The sequence below is a fragment of the Kitasatospora sp. NPDC004272 genome (genome assembly GCF_053603035.1).
In genome coordinates, this window is sequence record NZ_JBSGET010000022.1 from 35,634 (window position 1) to 57,246 (window position 21,613).

General features: G+C 75.8%; 21 protein-coding genes. 14 read left to right on the forward strand and 7 right to left on the reverse strand.

Annotation, left to right across the window (positions count from 1 at the left end):
• Positions 1 to 50 precede the first annotated feature (50 nt).
• Positions 51 to 611, forward strand: coding sequence for a PPA1309 family protein (locus ACWEO5_RS09945; protein ID WP_452161854.1), 561 nt, complete (start codon positions 51 to 53; stop codon positions 609 to 611).
• Between the two features lie 181 nt (positions 612 to 792).
• On the opposite strand, the gene ACWEO5_RS09950 is transcribed toward ACWEO5_RS09945, so the two are convergent.
• From ACWEO5_RS09950 to ACWEO5_RS09965, 4 genes are all read right to left on the reverse strand, one after another.
• The gene (locus ACWEO5_RS09950) at positions 793 to 1,875 is read right to left on the reverse strand and encodes a YlbL family protein (protein ID WP_452161856.1); all 1,083 of its coding nucleotides are present in this window, start codon (positions 1,873 to 1,875) and stop codon (positions 793 to 795) included.
• Between the two features lie 77 nt (positions 1,876 to 1,952).
• Positions 1,953 to 2,120, reverse strand: coding sequence for a hypothetical protein (locus tag ACWEO5_RS09955; protein ID WP_452161858.1), 168 nt, complete (start codon positions 2,118 to 2,120; stop codon positions 1,953 to 1,955).
• A gap of 160 nt (positions 2,121 to 2,280) precedes the next feature.
• The gene (locus ACWEO5_RS09960) at positions 2,281 to 2,748 is read right to left on the reverse strand and encodes a molybdenum cofactor biosynthesis protein MoaE (protein ID WP_344552554.1); all 468 of its coding nucleotides are present in this window, start codon (positions 2,746 to 2,748) and stop codon (positions 2,281 to 2,283) included.
• Positions 2,749 to 2,826: 78 nt separating this feature from the next.
• A complete protein-coding gene (locus ACWEO5_RS09965; RefSeq protein ID WP_425556822.1) occupies positions 2,827 to 3,975 on the reverse strand; it encodes an NAD-dependent epimerase/dehydratase family protein in 1,149 nt (382 codons plus the stop codon).
• Positions 3,976 to 4,166: 191 nt separating this feature from the next.
• Here ACWEO5_RS09965 and ACWEO5_RS09970 point away from each other — a divergent pair, with 191 nt between their 5' ends.
• Positions 4,167 to 5,798, forward strand: coding sequence for a zinc-dependent metalloprotease (locus ACWEO5_RS09970; RefSeq protein WP_452161860.1), 1,632 nt, complete (start codon positions 4,167 to 4,169; stop codon positions 5,796 to 5,798).
• Positions 5,795 to 6,358: an NUDIX hydrolase gene (locus ACWEO5_RS09975; RefSeq protein WP_452161862.1), complete on the forward strand. Its 564-nt coding sequence runs from the start codon at positions 5,795 to 5,797 to the stop codon at positions 6,356 to 6,358. The genes ACWEO5_RS09970 and ACWEO5_RS09975 overlap by 4 nt, the downstream gene beginning before the upstream one ends.
• Before the next feature lie 70 nt (positions 6,359 to 6,428).
• Here the strand turns inward: ACWEO5_RS09975 and ACWEO5_RS09980 are convergent, their stop codons facing one another.
• Complete coding sequence (locus ACWEO5_RS09980; protein WP_452161932.1) at positions 6,429 to 6,935, reverse strand: M48 metallopeptidase family protein; 507 nt, start codon at positions 6,933 to 6,935, stop codon at positions 6,429 to 6,431.
• A 502-nt stretch (positions 6,936 to 7,437) separates the two neighbouring features.
• Here ACWEO5_RS09980 and ACWEO5_RS09985 point away from each other — a divergent pair.
• The 9 genes from ACWEO5_RS09985 (at position 7,438) to ACWEO5_RS10025 (ending at position 16,213) form a co-directional block, all read left to right on the forward strand.
• Positions 7,438 to 8,001: a hypothetical protein gene (locus ACWEO5_RS09985; RefSeq protein ID WP_452161864.1), complete on the forward strand. Its 564-nt coding sequence runs from the start codon at positions 7,438 to 7,440 to the stop codon at positions 7,999 to 8,001.
• A gap of 1 nt (position 8,002) precedes the next feature.
• On the forward strand, positions 8,003 to 8,992 hold the full coding sequence (locus ACWEO5_RS09990) for an alpha-ketoacid dehydrogenase subunit beta (protein WP_452161866.1): 990 nt from the start codon (positions 8,003 to 8,005) through the stop codon (positions 8,990 to 8,992).
• Between the two features lie 38 nt (positions 8,993 to 9,030).
• Complete coding sequence (locus ACWEO5_RS09995) at positions 9,031 to 10,719, forward strand: class I adenylate-forming enzyme family protein (RefSeq protein WP_452161868.1); 1,689 nt, start codon at positions 9,031 to 9,033, stop codon at positions 10,717 to 10,719.
• A 71-nt stretch (positions 10,720 to 10,790) separates the two neighbouring features.
• Complete coding sequence (locus ACWEO5_RS10000) at positions 10,791 to 12,254, forward strand: condensation domain-containing protein (protein WP_452161870.1); 1,464 nt, start codon at positions 10,791 to 10,793, stop codon at positions 12,252 to 12,254.
• Entirely contained in the window at positions 12,251 to 13,189 is a 939-nt protein-coding gene (locus ACWEO5_RS10005; protein ID WP_452161872.1) for a 3-oxoacyl-[acyl-carrier-protein] synthase III C-terminal domain-containing protein, read from the forward strand. The genes ACWEO5_RS10000 and ACWEO5_RS10005 overlap by 4 nt, the downstream gene beginning before the upstream one ends.
• Before the next feature lie 34 nt (positions 13,190 to 13,223).
• Positions 13,224 to 13,484, forward strand: a complete 261-nt coding sequence (locus ACWEO5_RS10010; RefSeq protein WP_452161874.1) for a phosphopantetheine-binding protein — start codon at positions 13,224 to 13,226, stop codon at positions 13,482 to 13,484.
• A complete protein-coding gene (locus ACWEO5_RS10015; RefSeq protein WP_452161876.1) occupies positions 13,481 to 14,299 on the forward strand; it encodes a hypothetical protein in 819 nt (272 codons plus the stop codon). Before ACWEO5_RS10010 ends, ACWEO5_RS10015 begins: the two co-directional genes overlap by 4 nt.
• Positions 14,300 to 14,435: 136 nt before the next feature.
• Positions 14,436 to 15,527 (forward strand): alpha-hydroxy acid oxidase, encoded by a 1,092-nt coding sequence (locus ACWEO5_RS10020; protein WP_452161878.1) that lies wholly within the window; start codon positions 14,436 to 14,438, stop codon positions 15,525 to 15,527.
• Positions 15,524 to 16,213 (forward strand): 4'-phosphopantetheinyl transferase family protein, encoded by a 690-nt coding sequence (locus tag ACWEO5_RS10025; RefSeq protein WP_452161880.1) that lies wholly within the window; start codon positions 15,524 to 15,526, stop codon positions 16,211 to 16,213. The genes ACWEO5_RS10020 and ACWEO5_RS10025 overlap by 4 nt, the downstream gene beginning before the upstream one ends.
• A 48-nt stretch (positions 16,214 to 16,261) precedes the next feature.
• Here ACWEO5_RS10025 and ACWEO5_RS10030 read toward each other — a convergent pair whose 3' ends face one another.
• Positions 16,262 to 17,746: an aldehyde dehydrogenase family protein gene (locus ACWEO5_RS10030; RefSeq protein WP_452161882.1), complete on the reverse strand. Its 1,485-nt coding sequence runs from the start codon at positions 17,744 to 17,746 to the stop codon at positions 16,262 to 16,264.
• Between the two features lie 173 nt (positions 17,747 to 17,919).
• Here ACWEO5_RS10030 and ACWEO5_RS10035 point away from each other — a divergent pair, with 173 nt between their 5' ends.
• Entirely contained in the window at positions 17,920 to 18,771 is an 852-nt protein-coding gene (locus ACWEO5_RS10035; RefSeq protein WP_452161884.1) for an IclR family transcriptional regulator, read from the forward strand.
• Positions 18,772 to 18,997: 226 nt separating this feature from the next.
• Positions 18,998 to 20,317 (forward strand): pectate lyase family protein, encoded by a 1,320-nt coding sequence (locus ACWEO5_RS10040; protein WP_452161886.1) that lies wholly within the window; start codon positions 18,998 to 19,000, stop codon positions 20,315 to 20,317.
• A 92-nt stretch (positions 20,318 to 20,409) separates the two neighbouring features.
• On the opposite strand, the gene ACWEO5_RS10045 is transcribed toward ACWEO5_RS10040, so the two are convergent.
• Positions 20,410 to 21,600 carry a hypothetical protein gene (locus ACWEO5_RS10045; protein WP_452161888.1) on the reverse strand — a complete coding sequence of 397 codons (1,191 nt, stop codon included), beginning with the start codon at positions 21,598 to 21,600 and terminating at the stop codon, positions 20,410 to 20,412.
• Positions 21,601 to 21,613 lie beyond the last annotated feature (13 nt).

A 21,613-nucleotide genomic window follows, 5' to 3' on the forward strand; every position in this document is an offset into this window, starting at 1 on the left:
CGCTGCGTCGGAGTTGGAGCGGGCCCCCTCGGACATGTGAGGATGGGCCCATGTCCGACTCCCCTGACCTGACCGCCGCCGCCTCCGGCCTCCCCGCGGCCACCCCCCTCACCCGGGCCGCCCTGGAGATCGACGAGCACGCCGCGACCCTCGGCTGGGACCTCCCCGCCCGCCTGTTCGCCCTGGTCGACAACGCGCAGATGCGCAAGGCCAATCCGCGGCTCGCCTCGCAGCTCGGCCTGGACGACAACCCGACCGGCCTCACCCCGGTCGAGCAGGAGGAGATCCCCGCGGGCACCGAGCTCGACCGCTTCCTCGGCACCATCGCCTGGCCCGACGGCGTCGTCGGCTGCGCGCTGGTGGTCGAGCGGCTGATGCTCCCGCCCGGCGCCGAGGCGTCCCGGCCGAAGAACGCCACCGAGAAGGAGATCAACGACTGGGTGGCGACCCACCCGCAGCGCCAGGAGGTCCGGATCACCGCGGCCGTCCTGCGCGACGGCTCCCGGGAGGTCGCCCTGCGGCTGCGCGAGAAGGACCTCGCCCGCGAGGTCCTCACCGGCCCGGAGCTCGTCCCCAACCTGACCGAAGCGCTGCTCGCGACCCTCTCCTGAAACCCGGGGGCGAAATCAGGGGCCCGGGGAACGGCGGGTCCGTGCTGCTGACGGCCGGAGCCCATCGAAGGTCCGTGCTGCTGCGTGCCGTAGACAGAACCCGAAGCTCACGCCCGCAACGGCAGTGAACCGCCCGCAGCCACGGCCTCGCCGTTCCCCGAGCCCCTGAATTGCGGGCCCGCTACTTGCAGCCGGGCAGCGCCGCCTTGTCGCCGCTGCGGATGCTGTCCAGCGCCTTCATCGCGCCGTCCAGGTTCTCCACCTTGACCAGGGTGAGGCCGGACGGGGTGCCTTTGACCGCCTCGGAGCAGTTGTCCGCGGGGGTGAAGAAGTACTCGGCGCCCTTGTCCCGGGCGGCGATCAGCTTCATCTGGATGCCGCCGATCGGGCCGACCGCGCCGTCGTCGTCGATGGTGCCGGTGCCCGCCACGAACTTGCCGCCGGTGAGGTCGGTGGGGGTGAGCTTGTCGACGATGCCGAGCGCGAACATCAGGCCGGCGCTGGGGCCGCCGACGTCCTGCAGGCCGATGTCGATCTTGAACGGGTAGACGTGGTCGACGCTGGGCGTGATGCCGACCACCGCCCGCTCGGGGGCGTCGTCCTCGGACTTGGCGGTGACGACGGACACCTGGACCTCGTCCGCCGGGTTCGGCGTCGCGCCGGCCTTGGCGTGCGGCACCACGGTGAAGACCACCGTCTCGCCGGGCTGGTGCTTGGTCACCTGCTCGGCGACCTGCGCCCGGTCGGTGATGGCGACGCCGTCGACCGCGACGATCTGGTCACCGGCGTGCAGCTTGCCCTCGGAGGGTCCGCCCGCGGCCACCGCGGCCACGACGACCTCGGTGCCGACCGGGATGTCCAGCTGCTTGAGGGCCGCGGTCTTGGCGCTGTCCTCGGAGGAGGCGAACTGCTCGGCGTTCTCCTGCTGGGCCTCCTGGTCGGTCTGGCCCTTCGGGTAGACGTTGTCGTGCGGGACGACCAGCACGTCGTCGCGGATCCAGCCGACGATCGCCGAGACCAGGCTGGGCTGGTAGTTCGCCCCGGTGACCTGCACCGTGGTCATGTTGAGGTGCCCGCTGGTCGGGTAGGTCTCGTGGCCGGTGATGGTGATCACCGGCGTACCCGTCTTCTCCTGCTCGCCGAGGGTGTTGTAGGTCGGCCCCGGGCTCATCTCGGTGAACGGGACCTTGAAGACGACCGAGGCGCAGAGCAGACCTATCAGCAGCAGGGTGGCGGCGAGCATCGTCGCCGATCGGCGTGGCATGCCACGACAGTACGGGAAGTGCGGGGCCGGGTGTACCGCTGGTCCGGGCCCCGCACCGCCGATCGGGGGTGCCCCCGTCAGTTCCGGGCGCCGGTGCTGCGTTCCATCGCGGCGCGGAACCGCTCGTGCTCGGCGAGCGAGCTCGGATCGGTCGTCGCGCGGGGCGGGCGGGCCGCCCAGGTGGCCCAGACCGTGGCCAGCACACCGGCCACCACGGGAATGCTCAACCAGGCGAGCACAGCCATTTTCGAACTCCCCACAGGCTCGTCGTGCGTATCAGCAGATTAGCCGCCCGTAGGGAGAACGGCGCGCGCGGCATCCGGGTTACGGGCCCGGGCCCGGCCTCCACCGCGAGGGGTACCGCCGAACGGGGAACGAGCCCCGCCCGGCCCGGACACGGGGGCGTCAGCAGGAGCCCGCGCCGACCCACTCCTCCTCGCCGTCGGTGAAGACCTGGTGCTTCCAGATCGGCACCTCGTGCTTGAGGTCGTCGATCAGCTGCCGGGAGGCCGCGAACGCCTCGCCGCGGTGCGGGCAGGACACCGCGACGATCACCGCGACGTCGCCGATCTCCAGCCGACCGGTGCGGTGCACCGCGGCCAGCGCCCGGACCGGGAAGTCCGCGCAGACCTTCTCAGCGACCCGGCGCAGCTCGCGCAGCGCGCTCGGGTGGGCGCTGTACTCCAGCGCGGCCACCGGCTTGCCGCCGTCGTGGTCGCGCACCGTCCCGACGAACAGGGTGGTGCCGCCGGCCGCGTCGTCGCCGACCGCGGCGTGGACCTCGTCCAGCGAGAGCGGCGTCTCGCGGACGGCGAGCAGGCGGATCGGGCCGGGGTTCTCGGACGTGCCATGACTCTCGGACATGACGGCCATCATTCCGCATGTCCGCCGACCGACCGCAAGGATTTTCGTATCACGATGAGGTAATTCCGTGATGCGAAAAGAAGGTGATCAGATCCGCCGGTGCTTGCGGGCCCGGCGCACCAGCGCCGCGGTGCCGATCAGCGCGACCGTCGCTCCGGCCGCGCCCAGGCTGGTGGCCGCCTCCTTGCCGCCGAGCCGGCGCCCGGCCACCGCGTGCTTGCCCGACACCTGGGCCAGCAGCTCGGCCAGCACCTCCTCGTTGGTGTGCCGCGGCCGCCAGCCCGCCTCGTGCAGCCGGCTGCCGGACACCACCCACGGGTACATCGTGTAGGCCAGGTCCCCCGCCGGGGCCGGGGTCAGGCCCAGCCGGTGCAGCCGGGCCGCGGTGCCCAGGGCCAGCGAGGCGGGCAGCTCCATCCGGCGGATCCCGGACAGCTCCTCCACGTCCTCCTGCTCCAGCCAGCCGTCGCAGCCCACCGTCACCTCGCCCTCCACCAGGCCCAGCGCCGCGTACTCCAGCGCCGCGGCCAGGTCGTCCAGGTGGCAGAACTGCCAGCACGGGCGGGAACCCGCCACCACCAGCAGCCGCGGCGCCTCGAAGTGGCGGGTCAGCACGGTGTCGATGCCCGGGCCGACCACCACGGCCGGGCGCAGCACGGTGATCTGCAGCCCGGGGTGGGCGCGCGGGGCGCGCCGGGCCAGCCGCTCGATCTCCAGCAGGTCGCCGACCAGCGACGCCTCCTCGGTGGCCCGCAGTTCGGAGTCCTCGGCCAGCGGGACCTCGTTGTCGGGCAGCGCGCCGTAGACCATCGCGGAGGTGCACAGCACCACCCGGTGCACCCCGGCGGCCGCGGCGGCGGTCACCACGGTCTGCGCACCGCGCACGTTGTACGCGCTGCGGGTGCGCGGGTCGGACTCCATGCCGAGGTCCATCGCCAGGTGCACCACCACGTCGACCCCGGCCAGCCGCTCGGCCACCGCCGGGTCGCGCACGTCCAGCACCCGCCACTGCACGCCCTGGACGTCGCCGCGCCGCTCGTCCACCGCCAGCACCCGGCGCACGTGCGGGGAGTCGACCAGGCGCTGCGCGACGCGCTCGCCGAGCACGCCCGCCGCACCGGTGACGGCCACGGTCAGCGGCTTGCCGCCGTAGGCTGGAGTCGGCGAACCGGCGTCGGTCGGCGCGTCCTCGCCCTCGGTCAGCCCAGAGCGAACGTCCGAAGGCGGGGAACTCACCGGCCATCCTCCACGGTTAGCTTAAGTGCGGACGTACGAGTGTCACGCACTTGACCATCCTGCCCGAGGCTCGGCCCCGGCGGTGCACCCGGCGCGGTCGCCGCGAGACCATTGAAACCGCTCGGAGCCCCCGGGCGGCAGACTTTCCCGCCACACCACCCGCGTGACGGCCGATCAGATCGAGGACCCCCGTGAGCGACCTCCCCTTCGGATTCGGCGTTCCCCCCGAGGAGCCCGAGGACGGCGAGAACAAGGGCAAGAAGGACGGCGAGCAGGGCGACTCGACCCCGCAGCAGCCCTTCGGCTTCGGCACCGGCAACCCCTTCGGGGCGCTGTTCGGCGCGGGCGGCCCAGGCGGCGGCCAGGGCGGGGACAACCCGTTCGCCGCGATGATGGGCGGCTTCAACCCCAACGACCTCGGCGCGGCCTTCCAGCAGCTCGGGCAGATGCTCTCGTTCGAGGGCGGCCCGGTGAACTGGGAGCTGGCCAAGAACATCGCCCGGCAGACGGTGGTGGCCGAGCAGCCCGAGGGGAAGACCAAGGACCGCTCGGTCGGCGCGGCCGAGCGCACCGCCGTCACCGAGGCCGTCCGGCTCGCCGACCTGTGGCTGGACTCCGCCACCGAGTTCCCGTCCACCTCCTCCGCGGCGGTGGCCTGGAGCCGCGCCGAGTGGATCGAGGCCACTCTGCCGGTCTGGAAGGACCTGGTCGACCCGGTCGCCGAGCGGGTCGGCAACGCCATGGGCGGCGTGCTGCCCGAGGAGATGCAGGCGGTGGCCGGGCCGCTGATGGGCATGATGCGCTCGATGGGCGGCGCCATGTTCGGCACCCAGATCGGGCAGGCGCTCGGCGCGCTGGCCGCCGAGGTGCTCGGCTCCACCGACGTCGGCCTGCCGCTCGCCCCCGCCGGGAAGGCCGCGCTGCTGCCGCAGAACGTCGCCGAGTTCGGCGAGGGCCTGAACGTGCCCGCCGAGGAGGTCCGGCTCTACCTGGCCCTGCGCGAGGCCGCCCACCAGCGCCTGTTCGCGCACGTGCCGTGGCTGCGGGCGCACCTGTTCGGCGCCGTCGAGGCGTACGCCCGCGGCATCAAGGTCGACACCTCGCGGATGGAGGAGCTGGTCGGCCAGATCGACCCGAGCAACCCCGAGGCCCTGCAGGACGCGCTGGCCGGCGGCCTGCTGCAGCCCGAGGACACGCCCGAGCAAAAGGCCGCGCTGGCCCGGCTGGAGACTGCCCTCGCCCTGGTCGAGGGCTGGGTCGACGCCGTGGTGCACACCGCCGCCGCCCCGCACCTGCCGCACGCCGCCGCGCTGCGCGAGACGCTCCGCCGCCGCCGCGCCTCCGGCGGCCCCGCCGAGCAGACCTTCGCCACCCTGGTCGGCCTCGAACTGCGCCCGCGCCGCCTGCGCGACGCCTCCCGCCTGTGGGCCTCGCTCGCCGACGCCCGCGGCGTCGAGGGCCGGGACGCGCTGTGGAGCCACCCCGACATGCTGCCCACCGCCGCCGACCTGGACGACCCGGACGGCTTCGTGCACCGCGACACCGCGGCGGTCGCCGAGGGCGGCTTCGACTTCGACGCGCTGGACAAGCTGCTCGGCGAGGCTGCGGGCGGGAGCACCGGCGCCGGGAACGGCGGGGGCAAGGCGGACCTGAGCAAGGACGCCGCCCCGGAGGCCGCCCCGGCCGAGAACGCCCCGAACGAGAACGCCCCGAACGAGAGCGCCTCGGACAAGGACGCTTCGGACGAGGACGGCACGGGCGAGGACGCTTCGGACGAGGACGGCAAGGGCGGCGAGCAGGGTCCGGAGGGCACCGCCAAGTGACCTCGCTGCACGCGGACGCCGTCCGCGCCCTGACCGACTGGGCGCCCGACGGAGCCGGGCAGGACGCGCTGCGCCGCGACTACCTGGCCCACCTGGCCGAGCGCCCCGACGGCATGTGGCGGGCCTGCCTGCCCGGGCACGTCACCGCCAGCGCGCTGGTGGTCGACCCCGACGGCGGGCGGGTGCTGCTCACCCTGCACCCGAAGGTCGGGCGGTGGCTGCAGATGGGCGGCCACTGCGAGCCCGGCGACGACACGCTGGCCGCGGCCGCGCTGCGCGAGGCGGTCGAGGAGTCCGGCATCGCGGGCCTGGAACTGCTCGCCGTCGACGGCCGCACCGCGCCGGTGAAGCTGGACCGGCACCGGGTCCGCTGCGCCGGGAAGGACCGGCCGGAGAACACCCACCTGGACGTGCAGTACGTGGCCCTCGCCCCGGCCGGGGCCCGCGAGCTGATCAGCGACGAGTCGCTGGACCTGCGCTGGTTCGACTGGGACGGGCTGCCCGCCGACACCGACCGCTCGGTGCGCGAACTGGTCGCCCTGGCCCGCCGACTGGTCTGACCGACCGACCGTGGCTCCCGGCCCGCCCCTGCCGGGGGCGGGCCGGGAGCCACGGTCGTGCCGTCCCCGCTCAGGTGGCGCGGGCGGGCGGGACGTGCGGCAGCCGGGCGGCGGAGGCGACGCCCTCCAGGTAGCCGCGGGCCCGCTCGGTGCGCGGGTAGCTCTCCAGCAGGGCCCAGAACCGGGGGCCGTGGTCGGGCACCAGCAGGTGCGCGAGCTCGTGCAGCAGGACGTAGTCGACCACGTACTCGGGCATGCCCTGGAGGCGGTGGGAGAGCCGGATGGTGCGCTCGCTGGGGGTGCAGGAGCCCCAGCGGGAGTTCTGGTTGGTCACCCAGCGGACCTGCTCGGGGACGGCCCGGCCGCCCAGGTGGAGCCGGGAGAGCTCGTGGGCGCGGGAGTGCAGGGCCTCGTCGCCGAGCGTCCGGCGGCTCTCCTGCGCGGCCAGCTTGTCGAGCATCTGGGCCACCCAGCGCTGCTCCTCGGCGTGCGACATCCGGGCCGGGATCAGCACCACGGTGCGGTCGCCCTCGCGGTAGGCGGAGACGGTGCGGCTGCGGCGGGCGCTGCGGCGCACCTCGACCTTGCTGCGGTCGAGAGCGGCGCGCTCGGTGCCGGTGCGGTCGGTTCCGGCCCGGTCGAGGCCGGTGCGGTCGGTGCCGACGCCGCGCTCGCTGCCGGTCCGGGCGGGGCCGCCGCGGTCGGGCGGACGGTTCGGGTCGAGCACGTGCTCGCGGTCGGTTGTGCACTCACGACCGGCCCCGGTGCTGGCGTGCGCACCCGGCGCCGCGGTCGCCGCTCCGGAGGCTGCCCGGGAGCGCCGACGCGACGCCGACCGGTGGGAGTCCCGTTCGGCTGCCATGGCACAGGACGTTACCCCGTCCCCCTGACAGAAGTCCGGCACCGGGACGGCGCGGCACCGGGGTCCACCCGAGCGCGTTGTCCACAGGCTGTGCACAGTGACGATCCGATCGTCCTACCGGGGCTGTGGACAACGGATTTCCGCCGTTCGGGACGGGCGGGCAAGCTGCGGTCACCAGCGATCCCGACGCCGGGGTCCCGACCGTGGGAGGAACCGCATGCGCCCCGTGATCAAGCCCGCCCTGTCCCGGTTGTGGCGGGAGAAGCAGGCCCTGCAGTTCGGCACCGTGCGGCGGCACGCCCGGCTGATCGAGGGCGTCGACCGGGGGCTGGCCGGCTTCCTGGAGCTGGTCGACGGCAGCCGGGACGGCCCCGCGCTGGTCGCCGCCGGGCAGCGGCTCGGCCTGAGCGCCGAGTACTGCCGGGCGGTGCTCGACTCGCTCCGCGACAGCGAACTGCTCGACGACGCCCAGGCCCTGCGGGACGTGCTGGAGCTGTACCCGCCCGCCCGGCGCGAGCTGCTCGGCCCCGACCTGGCCTCGCTCTCCCTGGTGCACCCGGCGCCGGGCGAGGCCGCCACCGTGCTGCAGGGGCGCTCCCGGGCCCGGGTCGAGGTGCGCGGGGCCGGGCGGATCGGGGCCGCCGTCGGGGCCGCGCTGGCGGCCGGCGGCATCGGCGAGGTCGCGGTGCTGGACCGCGGCCGGGTCACCGCCCGGGACTGCGCCCCCGACCCGGATCCGGCCTCGGCGCTGGAGCACCTGTACGCGGCGGAGGTGGGTTGAGGTGCCGAAGCTGTCGTACCTGAAGGCGTTGAACCGGGCGCTGGGCGACGAGATGGCGCGCGACGCGTCGGTGTGCGTGTTCGGCGAGGACGTCCGGGTCGCGGTGTCGAACGTGACGGCGGGGCTGGCGAAGCGGTTCGGGCCGGAGCGGGTGCTGGACACGCCGATCTCGGAGCAGGCGTTCACTTCGTTCGCGACCGGCGCGGCGCTGGTGGGGCTGCGGCCGCTGGTGGAGTTCCAGATCCCGTCGCTGCTGTTCCTGGCGTTCGAGCAGATCGCCAACCAGGCGCACAAGTTCTCGCTGATGTCGGGCGGGCAGGCCCGGGTGCCGGTGACGTACCTGCTGCCGGGTTCGGGCTCGCGGGAGTCCTGGGCGGGGCAGCACTCGGACCACCCGTACGGCCTGTTCGCGCACGTCGGGGTGAAGACGGTGGTGCCGGCCACGCCCTCGGACGCGTACGGGCTGCTGTTGTCGGCGCTGCGCGACGACGACCCGGTGGTGGTGTTCGCCCCGGCCGGGGCGCTGGGGGTCCGCGAGGACGTGGACCTCTCGGCGCTCGGTCCGGTGCCGCTGGGCCGGGGCCGGGTGCACCGGTCGGGCACCGACGTGACGGTGGTGGCGGTGGGCCACCTGGTGCACGAGGCGCTGTCGGTGGCCGAGGAGCTGGCCGGCCGGGTCTCGGTCGAGGTGTTCGACCCGCGCACCCTGCACCCGCTGGACCGGGCGGGGCTGGCGGCCTCGCTGGCCCGGACGGGCCGGCTGGTGGTGCTGGACGACTCCAACCGCTCCTGCGGGTTCGCCGCGGAGGTGCTGGCGACGGCCGCCGAGGGGGCGCGGCTGCGGTCCGCGCCGCGCCGGGTGACCCGCCCGGAGGGGGCGGTGCTGCCGTTCGCCCCGGCGCTGGACCGGGCCTGCCAGCCGGGTCGGGCGCAGCTGCTGGCGGCTATCGAAGAAGTGACGGGCGTACGCGGGGAAGGCGGCGGGGCATGAGGGACACCGGTAAGCGCATGAAGGACACCGGTAAGGGCATGAGGGACGCCGGTATCAGGGCGCGGCTGGCCGCCGACCCGGGGCTCGGCACGGGCAACGTGCTGACCTCGCTGCTGGCGCACGGCGCGGACCCGGACGGGCCGGGCGCGGCGTTCGACGTGCCCGTCGACGGCTTCCCGGCCGGGCACGGGCTGACGCTCGGCGAGCTGCGGGAGCGGGTGGCGGCCCGGGCCGCCTGGTGGCACGGGCGCGGCGTCGGGCCGCGCGACCCGGTGGCGCTGTACGTGTCGGGGTCGGCGGACTGCCTGCTGAACTTCCTGGCGCTGACCTGGCTGGGGGCCGTCCCGGCGCTGCTGAACCGGCACCTGCCGGGCGAGGTGGCGGCCGAGTACGTACGGCGGCTGCGGGCGGTGGCGCTGCTGACCGACGCCGAGCACCGGGAGCGGCTGGCGGGCGAGGACCCGGAGGTGGCCCTGCACGCGGACGCCGGCGGGCCGGGCACGGGCGATCCGGCGGCGGCGCCCGTCCCGTACCGGCACCACGCGGACGACCCGGTGGTGATCACGCACTCCTCGGGGACCACCCGGATGCCCGCCGCGGTGGTGCACTCGCACGCCAGCCTGTTCGCGGCGGTGAAGCTGTTCCGGCTGGCGGCGCCGCGCGCCCGGGGCACCGAGCGGATCCTCAGCGCGCTGCCGGCCGCGCACGCGGCGGGCGTCTCCACGCTGAACCTGGCGCTGTGCCACCGCAGCGAGGTGCTGTTCCTGTCCGCGCAGGACGGCGACGGGGTGCTGGCGGCGATCGAGCGCTGGGAGCCGACCGGCGTGTTCGGCTTCGCCGCGACCTGGGCGCAGCTGGCCCGGCACGACCTGTCCGTCCGCCGCCTGGACTCCGTCTCGCTCTGGTTCAACACCGGGGACTGCGCGCACGAGCCGCACGTGCGCCGCCTGGTGGCGGCCGGCTCCCGGGTGACGGTGACCCGGGAGGGGGTGCGGCGGGTGCCCGGCTCGCACTTCGTGGACGGCCTGGGCTCCACCGAGATGGGCCACTCCGCGTTCCACCTCACCCACGGCCCGGACACCGGGCGGTACGGGCGCTGCGTCGGCGTGCCGCACGGTTTCGCCGAGGTCGCGCTGCTGGACCCGGCCACCGGCCGGGAGGTGCCGGTCGGCGAGGTCGGCCACTTCGGCCTGAAGGCGCCGACGCTGGCGCCCGGCTACTGGAACGACTCGGCGGCGACGTACCGCAACCGGCTGGACGGCTACTACCTGACCGGCGACCTGCTGTACCGCGACGCGGAGGGCTACTACTTCCACGTCGACCGGGCCGTGGACGCCGTCGACCTGGGCGGCGGCGAGTGGCTGTACACGGCGCTGAGCGAGGAGCGGATCCTGGTGGCCTGCCCGGACGTGCTCGACTGCACGGTCGTGTCGCTGCGCACCGGGGCGGCGGGTGGCGGGGACGACGGCCCGGTGGGGTCTGGGGCCTCTGCGGGTTCCGTGGACGGTCCGGTGGTGACGGACGTGCTGCTGGCGCTGCGTCCGGGGGCGGATCCGGCCGTCGACCGGGCCGCGGCCGTCCGGGCGGCGCTGACGCCCGCGGCGGCGGCGACCCTGCGGGCGGTGCTGGTGATCGGCGAGGAGGAGCTGATCCTCGGGCCGACCGGCAAGGTCCGCAAGTTCCTGATGCGGGAGCGGCACCGGGCCGCGGCGGCGGTGACGGCGTGACGGGGCCCGGTGACGGCGGGGCAGGGCCCGGTGACGGCGGGGCAGGGGCCGGCGGGGGCGGAGGCGGCCGCGTGACGGGACCCGCCGAGCGGATCGAGGTGCCCTTCGCCGGGGACGGTTCGGGTGTCGGCGAACTGTCCTGGGGCATGTGGGAGATCTGGCACGCGATGGTGGCGCAGCGCAGTTCGCTGCCGATCGGCGGCACGGCCGCCCTCCCGGCCGGCCGCACGGTCGAGTCGGTGGCGGCGGAGCTGCGCTACCTGATGGGCCGGTTCCCGTCGATGCGCACCCGGCTGCGCTTCGGCCCGGACGGGCACCCGACGCAGGAGCTGTTCGCCTCCGGGCGGATCGGCCTCGAACTGTACGACGCGCCGGCCGGGACCGATCCGGGCGGGCTCGCGGCGCAGGTCGAACTGGCGTACCGGGAAAGGCCGTTCGACCACGTCGGGGAGTGGCCGGTGCGGATGGCGGTGGTCCGGGCGGGCGGCCGTCCGACCCACCTGGTCAGCATCATGAACCACCTGGTGTCGGACGCCGCGGGCGGGGCGATCATGCTGCGCGAGGTGCGCGAGCGGGCGGACGGGCCGGTGGCCGGGCTGCAGCAGCTGGAGCAGGCGGCCTGGCAGGGTTCGGCGGCCGGGCAGCAGCAGAACGCGCGGGCGTTGCGCCACTGGGAGCGGATCCTGCGCACCGTTCCCGCCCGCCGCTTCGCCCCCTCCACCGATCCGCGCGAACCCCGGCACTGGACGGGCGAGTTCCGCTCCGCCGCCCTCCCGCTGGCCCTGCCGGTGGTCGCCGCCCGCACCGGCGGCGACCCGCGCGCCGTCCTGCTGGCGGTGTACGCGCTGGCGCTGCGCCGGATCGGTGCGGCGGAACCGGTGGTGCTCCGACCGGTGGTCAGCAACCGGTTCCGCTCGGCGCTCGGCGGGGCGGTGTGCATGGCCGCCCAGGCGGGCATCGCCGTCCTGGACACCGGCGACAGCAGCGTCCCCGCGGCCGTCGCGGCGGCCCGGGGCGCGACCCTGGCCGCGTACAAGCACGCGTACTTCCACCCGGAGCGGCTGAACGAACTGATCGCCCGGATCTCGGCGGAACGCGGCGAGGACCTGGACGTGCAGTGCTTCTTCAACGACCGCAGCACCCTCCCGGCAGCCGCCCCGACCGACCCGCCCCCCACCCCGGCCGCCCTACGGGCCGCCCGGGCCCGCAGCACCTTCCGCTGGGTCCGGCGCACCGACCTGCCGGGACGGATCCTGCAGGCCCAGTTCGAGGACGCCCCGGAGGGCCTGCTGATGGAAGTCCTGACGGACACCCGGCACGTCTCCCCCGCCGACGCCGAGACGCTGGCGCGCACGGTGGAGGAGCTGGTGGTCGGAGCCGCGCTCGACTTCCTGACGGCGGACGGGGAGGCGGGGGCGGAAACGGAGCCGGAAGCCGATGCGGGCAAGGAGCCTGACGTCGCGGGCGCGGACGCCGTCGCGGGCGCGGGCGCGGACGCGGACACCGGTGCGGTGGGGGCGGGGGTGCGGCGGTGACGTCGCTGTTCGCGGTCTCGGACCACCTGCCGGCCGGGCGGGTGCCGATCGAGGCGTTGGCCGGGGAGCTCGGGTTGACGCCGATGCAGGTGCGGATCTTCCGCCGGTACCACGGGCTGGGCGAGGTCAGCCGGGACGAGGGCGGCAGTCTGCTGGACCTGCTGCGCGGCGCGGTCGCGGGGCTGGCGGCGCTGCGCGGCCGGGAGCACCTGGTGCGCTACGTGCTGCACGCCCGGTCCTTCCCGACCGTCGTCCCGTACCCGTACGACCCGGTGCGGGAGCTGTGTGCGGAGCTGGGTCTGGACCCGGGGGTGCCGGTGTTCTCGGTCGGCCACCACGCCTGTGCCTCGGGCCTGTTGTCGATCGACGCGGCGGGCCGGCTGCTGGCCGCGGACGGTGATCCGGACGCGCTGGCGCTGGTGCTGGCCGGGGAGAAGGCGTTCACGCCGGAGGCGGTGGCGGTGCCGGGGAGTTCGTTCTTCGGCGAGGGTGCCGGGGCGTGCCTGGTCTCGGCGTCCGGCGGGCGCGACCGGGTGCTGTCGTACGCGGTCGACCTGCGCGGCGAGTTCGACGCCGTCACGGACTCGGCGGAGCTGGAGTCGGAGTTCCAGCGGATCTACGGCGAGGCGCTGGCGGCGGTGGTGCGCGCGGCCGTCGAGGAGGCCGGGCTGACGCTGGAGCGGATCACGGCCGTCCTGCCGCACAACGTCAACCGGGTGGCCTGGCACCAGGTCTGCCGGGTCCTGGGCTACCCGCGCGAGCGGGTGGTGCTCGACCACGTGCCGACGGTCGGGCACGTCTTCTGCGCCGACCACTTCGTCAACCACCGCACCGCCCGGCAGCGCGGCCTGCTGCGCCGGGGCGAACCGTACGTGATGGCCGCGGCGGGCGCCGGGCGCGGTGCGACGTTCGCCGCCATGGTCCTCCAGCACTGACCGTCCTCCCCCTCTCTCCGCGAAGGATCCCCTCATGCCCTCTTCCGATCAACTGACCGCCGCCATCTGCGAGTTGCTGCCGGTCGTGCTCAAGCGCGAGGTGTCCGGCGCGGACGCCGGCACCGAACTGCTGGACGCCCTCGGGCTGAACTCGACCACCGGCCTGGAGCTCGTCCTGGAACTGGAGGAGCGCCTCGGCCTGGAGATCAGCGTGGAGGACCTCGGCCGGGACGACTTCGCCACCGTCGGCTCGCTGGCCGCGTACGTCGCGGACCACCTGCTGGCGGACGCGTGAGCCTGCGCACCCTGCTGCCGCCCGCCCCGGCCGGCGCCCCCGCGCCCCGCTGGGGGGTGCGCCGGGCCGCCCGGCTGGCCTTCCCGGAGCCGTCCGCGCTGGCCGCCGACCCGGTGCACGCGGCCCGGCTGCACCGCTACCTGACCGACCTGCTCGCCCCGTACGGCCTCTCCGTCCGCACGGGCGCGCCGGGAGCGCCGGGCACGCCGGGCACGCCGGGCACGCCGGGCACGCCGGACGCGGGTTCGCCGGACGCGGGTTCGCCGGACGCGCCGGTATCCGGGCAGTCGTACGGGGAGATGGCCGAGGCGCTGATCCGGGCGGTCGTCCCGGCGGGCGAGCAGGTCGACCTGCTGGTGCTCGCGCACTCCGTCCCCGACCTGACCCCGGGCCGGGCCACCGCCTGCCGGCTGGGCCACTTCTGTCCGGGCGCCCCGCTGTCCTTCGCGGTCAGCGGCCAGGACGGCACGGCCGCGTTCACCGCGCTGCGGCTGCTGACGGCGTACGCGGACTCGGTCGGGCTGCGGCGGGCGCTGCTGCTGGTGGTCGAGCAGGACGCGCTGCCGTACGACCCGGGCGTCCCGGTCGCGCTGCCCGCCGTCAGCCGGGGCGTCGCGCTCCTGTTCGGCGACCCGCTGCCGGGCGAGCGCGTCCTGCGGCTCGACCCGGCCGGCATCACCCCCGCCGGGCCGCACCCCGCCGACCCGGCCCAGCCCGGCACCGGCCTGTGGTGGGAACTGGGGGCGCTGTCCTCGGCCGAGGAGGCCCCCGGGCGCGGCCTCGAACCGGACCGGACCGGCGAGGTACCGCGATGACCGCCCCGCTCCGCCCGACCCACCACCACGACCACCGCCAACCGACCTCCCCCGCCGGCGAATTCGTCGCGGCAGGGACGGCCGGGGAGGCGCCCCGGCGCGGCCCCCACCCGAATCGGACCGGCGAGGTGCCGCGATGACCGTCCCGCTCCGCCTGACCGATTACCGCGCCCGCGGGTACCGCCGGCTCCCCTCCTCCGTGCGCGACTTCGTCGAGGGCGGGGCGGGCGAGGAGCGGGCGCTGGGGGCGAACCTGCGGGCCTTCGGGCGGGTGGTGCTGCGGCCCCGGGTGCTGGTCGACGTGTCGGCCCCCGACACCGCGACCGAGCTGCTCGGCGCCCCGCTGGCCACCCCGGTCGGCGTCGCGCCCACCGCGTACCACCGGCTGCTGCACCCCGAGGGCGAGCTCGCCACCGCCCGCGGGGCCGGGCGGGCCGGGGCGCTGTACGTGGTGAGCCTGTTCGCCTCCCGGACGCTGGAGGAGGTGGCCGCCGCGGCCACCGGGCCGTGCTGGCTGCAGCTGTACTGGCTGCGCCGCCGCGAGGTGCTGGCGGACCTGGCCGGGCGGGCCGCCGCGGCCGGCTACCGGGCCCTGGTGCTGACCGTGGACGCCCCGTACCTGGGCCGCCGGCACCGCGACGCCCGCAACGGCTTCGCGATCCCGCCGGACGTCCGGGCCGTCAACCTGGACCCGGCGCTGATGGCCGCCGCCCACCGGCCCGCCCCCGGCCGTTCCGCGCTCGCCGTGCACACGGCCGAGGCCGTCGACCCGTCGGTGACCTGGTCCGACCTGGCCTGGCTGCGCGCCCGCAGTCCGCTGCCGCTGGTCCTGAAGGGCGTGCTGACCGGCGAGGACGCCCGGCGGGCCGTCGAGCACGGGGCTGACGCGGTCGTGGTCTCCAACCACGGCGGCCGCCAACTCGACCGCGCCCCGGCCGCGTTGGACGCCCTGCCGGAGGTGGTGGACGCGGTCGGCGGCGCCTGCCCGGTGCTGTTCGACGGCGGGGTCCGCAGCGGCGCGGACGCCTTCGCCGCGCTGGCGCTCGGCGCGCGGGCGGTGCTGCTCGGCCGCCCGGTCCTGTGGGGCCTGGCGGCCGACGGCGCGGACGGCGTGGCCGGGGTGCTCGGCCTGGCCACCGAGGAGCTCGCCCACACCATGGCCCTCACCGGCCGTCCCTCGCTCTCCGTCCTGGACCGTTCCGCGGTCTCGCTGGCGGCGCCGCGATGACCGCCCGCCAGGACGACGCCGTGCTGCTGCACCTCGTCCCCGACCCCGGCCCCGGCCTCCCCCTCGCCCCGCTGCTGGCCGACCTCTCCCCCGCCGAGCGGCTGCGCGCCGACACCTGCCGCGACCCCGACACCCGGCGCCGCTACGTCCTCGCCCACGCCGCCCTGCGCCGCCTGCTCGCCGACCGCCTCGGCACCGCCCCCGCCGCGCTCCGCTGGCGGCACGGCCCGCACGGCAAACCCGCCCTCCCCGACGGCGGCCCCCGGTTCAACCTGTCGCACTCCGGCGCCTTCGCCCTCGTCGCCCTCTCCGCCGTCCGCCCGGTCGGCGTCGACCTCCAACGCGTCCTCCCGCACACGGACACCGCCGCGATGGCCGCCCGCTACTTCCCCCCGGCGGAGGGCCGCCTCGTCCGCGCCGCCGCCGACCCCGCCGCCTGCTTCGCCCGCCTCTGGGCCCGCAAGGAGGCCCTGGTCAAGGCGCACGGCGGCCGCCTCGTCGAAGGCCTGCGCGTCCCCGTCGAGGACCTGCGCGTCCCCCTCGGACCCGCCACCGCCCCCGAGGACGCCTGGTCCCGCGCCTACCGCCTCACCGACGTCCCCGCCCCGCCCGGCCACCACGCCGCCCTCGCCCTCGCCGGCACCGCCCCGTTCCACGTCACCACCCGCACCTGGAGCTGGACCTGACCGCCCGGGCTCGAACCGCACCCGCCGCCTGCGGGCCCCGGGGCGGGGTCAGTCGCGGAGTTCGGCGGGGAGGAGGTCCGGCGGGGCGTCCTGGTAGGTGACGGGGCGGAGCCAGCGGTGGATGGCGCTGGTGCCGACGGAGGTGGTGGGGGTGGTGGCGGCGGGGTAGGGGCCGCCGTGCTGCATGGCGGGGGTGACGGCGACGCCGGTGGGCCAGGCGTTGAGGACGAGGCGGCCGGCCAGGGGGGTGAGGCGGGCGAGGAGGGGGCGGGTGCGGGCGGGGGGATCGTCGGGGGCGTGGTGGAGGGTGGCGGTGAGGGTGCCGGGGAGGCGGGCCAGGACGGCGTGCAGGTCGGTGTCGTCGTGGTAGCGGACCAGGACGGTGAGCGGTCCGAAGCACTCGTCGAGCAGGTCGTCGTGGAGGTCCTCGGCGGCGACGGCGAGCAGGCCGGGGCGGACGGCGAGCGGGGCGTCGGCGGTGGGGGCGGGGCCGGGGGCGAGGAGGACCTCGACGCCGGGGAGGGCGGCGCGGTGGGCGGCGCCGGCGAGGTAGTTCTCGCGGATGCGCGGGTCGAGCAGGGGTGCGGCGGGGGCCTGGGCGGCGGCGGTGGTGACGGCCCGCTCCAGGGCGTCCAGGGCGGGGCGGGCGGCGGGGACGAGGACGAGGCCGGGTTTGGTGCAGTACTGGCCCTGGCCGAGGGTGTAGGAGGCGGCCAGGCCGGTGCCGATCTCGGCGGCGCGGGTGGCGGCGGCGCGTTCGGTGACGACGACGGGGTTGAGGCTGCCGAGTTCGCCGTGGAAGGGGATGGGGCGGGGGCGGGCGGCGGCGAGGTCGTGCAGGGCGCGGCCGCCGCGCAGCGAGCCGGTGAAGCCGACGGCGGCGGTGAGCGGGTGCTGGACGAGGTGGGTGCCGGCGGCGAAGCCGTGGACGGTGCCGAGGACGTCGGCGGGCAGGCCGACCCGTTCGGCGGCTCCGCGCAGCAGGCGGGCGCAGAGTTCGCCGGTCTCGGGGTGGCCGGGGTGGGCCTTGACCACGACGGGGCAGCCGGCGGCGAGGGCGCTGGCGGTGTCGCCGCCGGGGACGCTGAAGGCGAGCGGGAAGTTGCCGGCGGCGAAGACGGCGGCGACGCCGAGCGGGGTCTTGGTGCGGCGCAGGTCGGGACGGCCGGTGGCGGGGTCGGCGCGGTCGATCCGGACGTCGAGGTAGCCGCCGTCCGCGACGGTCCGGGCGAAGCTGCGCAACTGGTGGGTGGTGCGGGCGAGTTCGCCGGTGAGGCGGGCTTCGCCGAGGGCGGTCTCGGCGTCGGCGGTGGCCAGGATCTCGGGGCGGGCGGCGTCCAGGGCGTCGGCGGCGGCGTGCAGCAGGGCGGCCCGGCGGGGGCGGTCGGCGAGCGCGTCGAGGGTGCGGGCGGCGGCGGTGAGGGCCCGGTCGACGTCGGCGGGACCGGCTTCGCGGGCGGGGTGGGCGCGGACGGCTCCGGTGCGCGGGTCGGTGCTGGGGACGGGGGCGCCGGTTCGGGTTCGGTCGGTCATGGCGCGGGCCTCCTCGTGGGGTGGCGGGGTCGGGTAGCGTCCGGTGCACGGCGGTGTGCGGCCCGCTGTGGGGCCGGACGTCCCGTCAACCCTCGGTTGTTCAGTATGCTGAACGGCAGTCAACTATTTGAACTTCGCGGGACGATACGCCGCGGGACAGAATGGGGTCAAGGATGCCCTCGCCGACCAATGCCGCCCGGGGCGGCACCCACCGGGGCGACACCGGCCAAGGCGATACCGGCCAAGGCGGCGGCCCGAGCGGCGGCCCGAGCGGCGGCGCCCAGGTGAAGTCCGCCGTGCGGACGGTGGAGCTGCTGGAGTACTTCGCGGGGCGGCCCGGGATGCACAGCCTGGCGGAGGTGCAGGAGCAGACCGGCTACCCGAAGTCGAGCCTGTACATGCTGCTGCGCACGCTGGCCGAGCTGGGCTGGGTGGAGACGGACGCGACCGGCACCCGGTACGGCATCGGGGTGCGGGCACTGCTGGTGGGCAGCTCGTACATCGACGGTGACGCGGTGGTGGCCGCGACCCGCCCGGCGCTGGACGTGCTGGCGGAGGACACCGGGGAGACCATCCACCTGGCCCGGCTGGACGGGGCGAACGTGGTGTACCTGGCGACCCGTCAGTCCCAGCACAGCCTGCGGCCGTTCACCCGGATCGGGCGGCGGCTGCCGGCGTACTCGACCTCGCACGGCAAGGCGCTGCTGGCGACGCTGGGCGACGAGGCGGTGCGGCGACTGCTGCCGGAGCGGCTGGAGCCGCTGACCGAGCACACCCACACCGACCGGGAGGAGCTGATCCGGGAGCTGGCCGAGGTGCGCGCCCGGGGCTACGCGGTGGACCGGGAGGAGAACACGCTGGGGCTGCGCTGCTTCGGGGTGGCGATCCCGTACCGCACCCCGGCCCGGGACGCGGTGTCGGTGTCGGTGCCGGTGGCGCGGCTGACGCCGGGCCGCGAGCAGACCATCCGGGACGCGCTGTTCGACGCCCGGGACCGGCTGACCCTGGCCACCCGGCACCTGTGAGCCCCGCCCGCCGCTGACGCGGCGTCATGTACCTTTCGGCGCCCCGCACCCCGCGTGCGGGGCGCCGTCGCGTTCCGGCGCCGGACGCCTTGACAGGGCCGCGCGGGGCTCCCTAGTTTGCGGACACGGATGCGACCGACGTTCACGCCTGTGAACGACGGTCGCCCGACCGCACCGCGCACCGCACGCATGCACCCACCCGACCAGCTCGACGAGGAGCACCGTCATGCGTCTGCCCCGCACCGTCCGCACCGCCGGACCGCTGTTCGCCGCCGCCGCCCTGTGCGGCTCGCTCGCCTGCGTCCCGCCCGCCCACGCCGCCGACCTCGGCCACTCCGTGCTGGCCGCGAAGGACGGCTGGGCCTCCGCCACCACCGGCACCACCGGCGGGTCGAAGGCGGACGCCGCGCACACCTTCACCGTCTCCACCCGGGCCCAGCTGGTGGCCGCGCTGGGCGGCAAGAACTCCGGCAACGGCTCGAACGCCACCCCGAAGATCGTCTACGTCTCGGGCGTCATCGACCTCAACACCGACGACTCCGGCAAGCACCTGAACTGCTCGGCGTACACCGTGAACGGCTACTCGCTGCCCGCCTACCTGGCGGCCTACGACCCGAAGACCTGGGGCACCTCGGCGGTGCCCTCGGGGGCCCAGGAGGACGCCCGCGCCGCCTCGCAGAAGAAGCAGGCCGACAAGGTGCAGATCAACGTCGGCGCGAACACCACCATCGTCGGCGTCAACGGCGGCACGCTGCGCGGCGGCGGGCTGGTGGTGAAGAACGTGGACAACGTGATCGTCCGCAACCTGTCCTTCGAGAACGCCGCCGACTGCTTCCCGCAGTGGGACCCGACCGACGGCTCGACCGGCAACTGGAACTCCGAGTACGACGCGATGACCGTCTACGGCGCCACCCACGTCTGGGTGGACCACGACACCTTCTCCGACGGGGCCGTGCCGGACTCCAGCCTGCCGAAGTACTTCGGCCGGGTCTACGAGGTCCACGACGGGCTGCTGGACGTGGTCAAGGGCGCGGACTACGTCACCGCCTCCTGGAACGTGTTCCGGGACCACGACAAGACCAACCTGATCGGCAACAGCGACAGCGCCTCCGCCACCGACGCGGGCCACCTGCGGGTGACCTTCCACCACAACCTGTGGCAGAACACCGTGCAGCGCGCGCCCCGGGTCCGCTTCGGGCAGGTGGACGCCTACAACAACTACTACGCGCCGACCGCCGGGGACTACGAGTACGGCATCGGGGTCGGCAAGTCCTCGCAGATCGTGGCGCAGAACAACTACTTCGCGCTGCCCTCCGGCATCACCGCCGCCCAGGTGCTCTACAACTGGGGCGGCACCGCGCTGACCGCGAGCGGCAACTCCGTCAACGGCACCGCCACCGACCTGACCGCCGCCTGGAACGCCGCCAACCCCGGCAAGCAGCTGGGCACTTCGGCGGGCTGGACGCCCGCCCTGCGCACCGGGGTGGACGCGGCGAACACCGTCCCGGCGAAGGTCACCGCGGGCGCGGGCGCCGGCCGGCTCTGAGCCCCCGCGGCGCGGCCGCGCACCGCGAGGGCCCCGGCGGAACTCCTCCCGCCGGGGCCCTCGCCCGTTCCCTCCGGGTGTCCGAGTGAGCGTCAAGAAGGTTGGTTCGCATGGCTGTTCAGGTAGGAGCGAACGGCGGCCAGGTCGGCGTCGGAGGCCAACCCGGCGTGGTACAGGCGCAGTTCGTCGGCGTCCGGGACGTCCCGCGGCGGGCCGCCGCCGAGCGCGGCGACCACCGGGAGGTTGGCGGCCAGCACGGTGCCCGGGCGGCGGTGCGGGGCGGCGAGCGGCAGCAGGTGGGACGGCAGGACCAGGCCGTCGGTGCGGGCCAGCAGCCAGTCGGCCTCGACGCCGGGGTTGGGGCCGCTGCGGTGCGGGAGCGGGTCGGCGTGCAGCAGGATCCGGAAGCCGGGCGGCGCGGCGGCCCGGACGGCGGCGACCGCGGCGGCCTGCAGCCGGCGGGCGGCGGCCAGCCGGTGGGTCCGGGCGACGGCGGCCAGGTCGGCGCCCAGCAGCCGTTCGATCCGCTCCCACTCCTGCGTCGGATCGGTTTCGGGCCCCGCCGTTTCGGGCCCCGCCGTTTCGGGCCCCGCCGTTTCGGGCGCGCCGCGCCACAGCGGTTCCAGGGCGGCCCGGGTCGCCGCGCGCAGGGCGTCGGCGTCGGGGCCGTAGCCGGCGCGGCAGGCGGGGCAGAAGCACAGCGACATCAGGAACTGCCCGGCGGGGCCGAGCGGGACGCCGCCGATCTTGTCGTGGGCGTGCAGGTGCGCGAGCCCGTACCAGCCGCAGGACTCCAGCTCGGTGCCGGTGGCGCCGGGCCGGACGGCGGCCTCGGCGGCGAGGTCGGCGCAGTACTCGACGACCTCGTCCTGGGCGATGCACGGCGCCCAGGGGTAGGACTCGCCGTAGGCGTTGTGCACGGTGCGGTGCGGGTTCTCCCGTCCCAGGCGGGAGTTGTGGGCGAGCACCACCCAGCTGTGCACGTCGAGCCCGGCGGCGGCGAGGGCGGTGGCGGCCTCGCCGAACGGGTCGGCGCCGTCCAGCCAGTGCTGGGCGGCGGGGCGCAGCGCGCGGCCGCGCCAGCGGGCGGGGTCGGGCGGGTAGTAGGCGGCGAAGTGCGGGGCGGTGACGATCCGCCGGGCGGGGTGGCGGGGGGTCAGGGCGCGGGTGGAGTGGTAGGCGGCGGCGAGGGTGGTGCCGTGCAGGCCGAGTGCGGCGAGCCGCTCGGGGGCGGCGGGGTCGCCGGTGACGTCCCACGGGTAGAGGAAGGCGCTGGCGCGCACGGGGTCTCCTGGC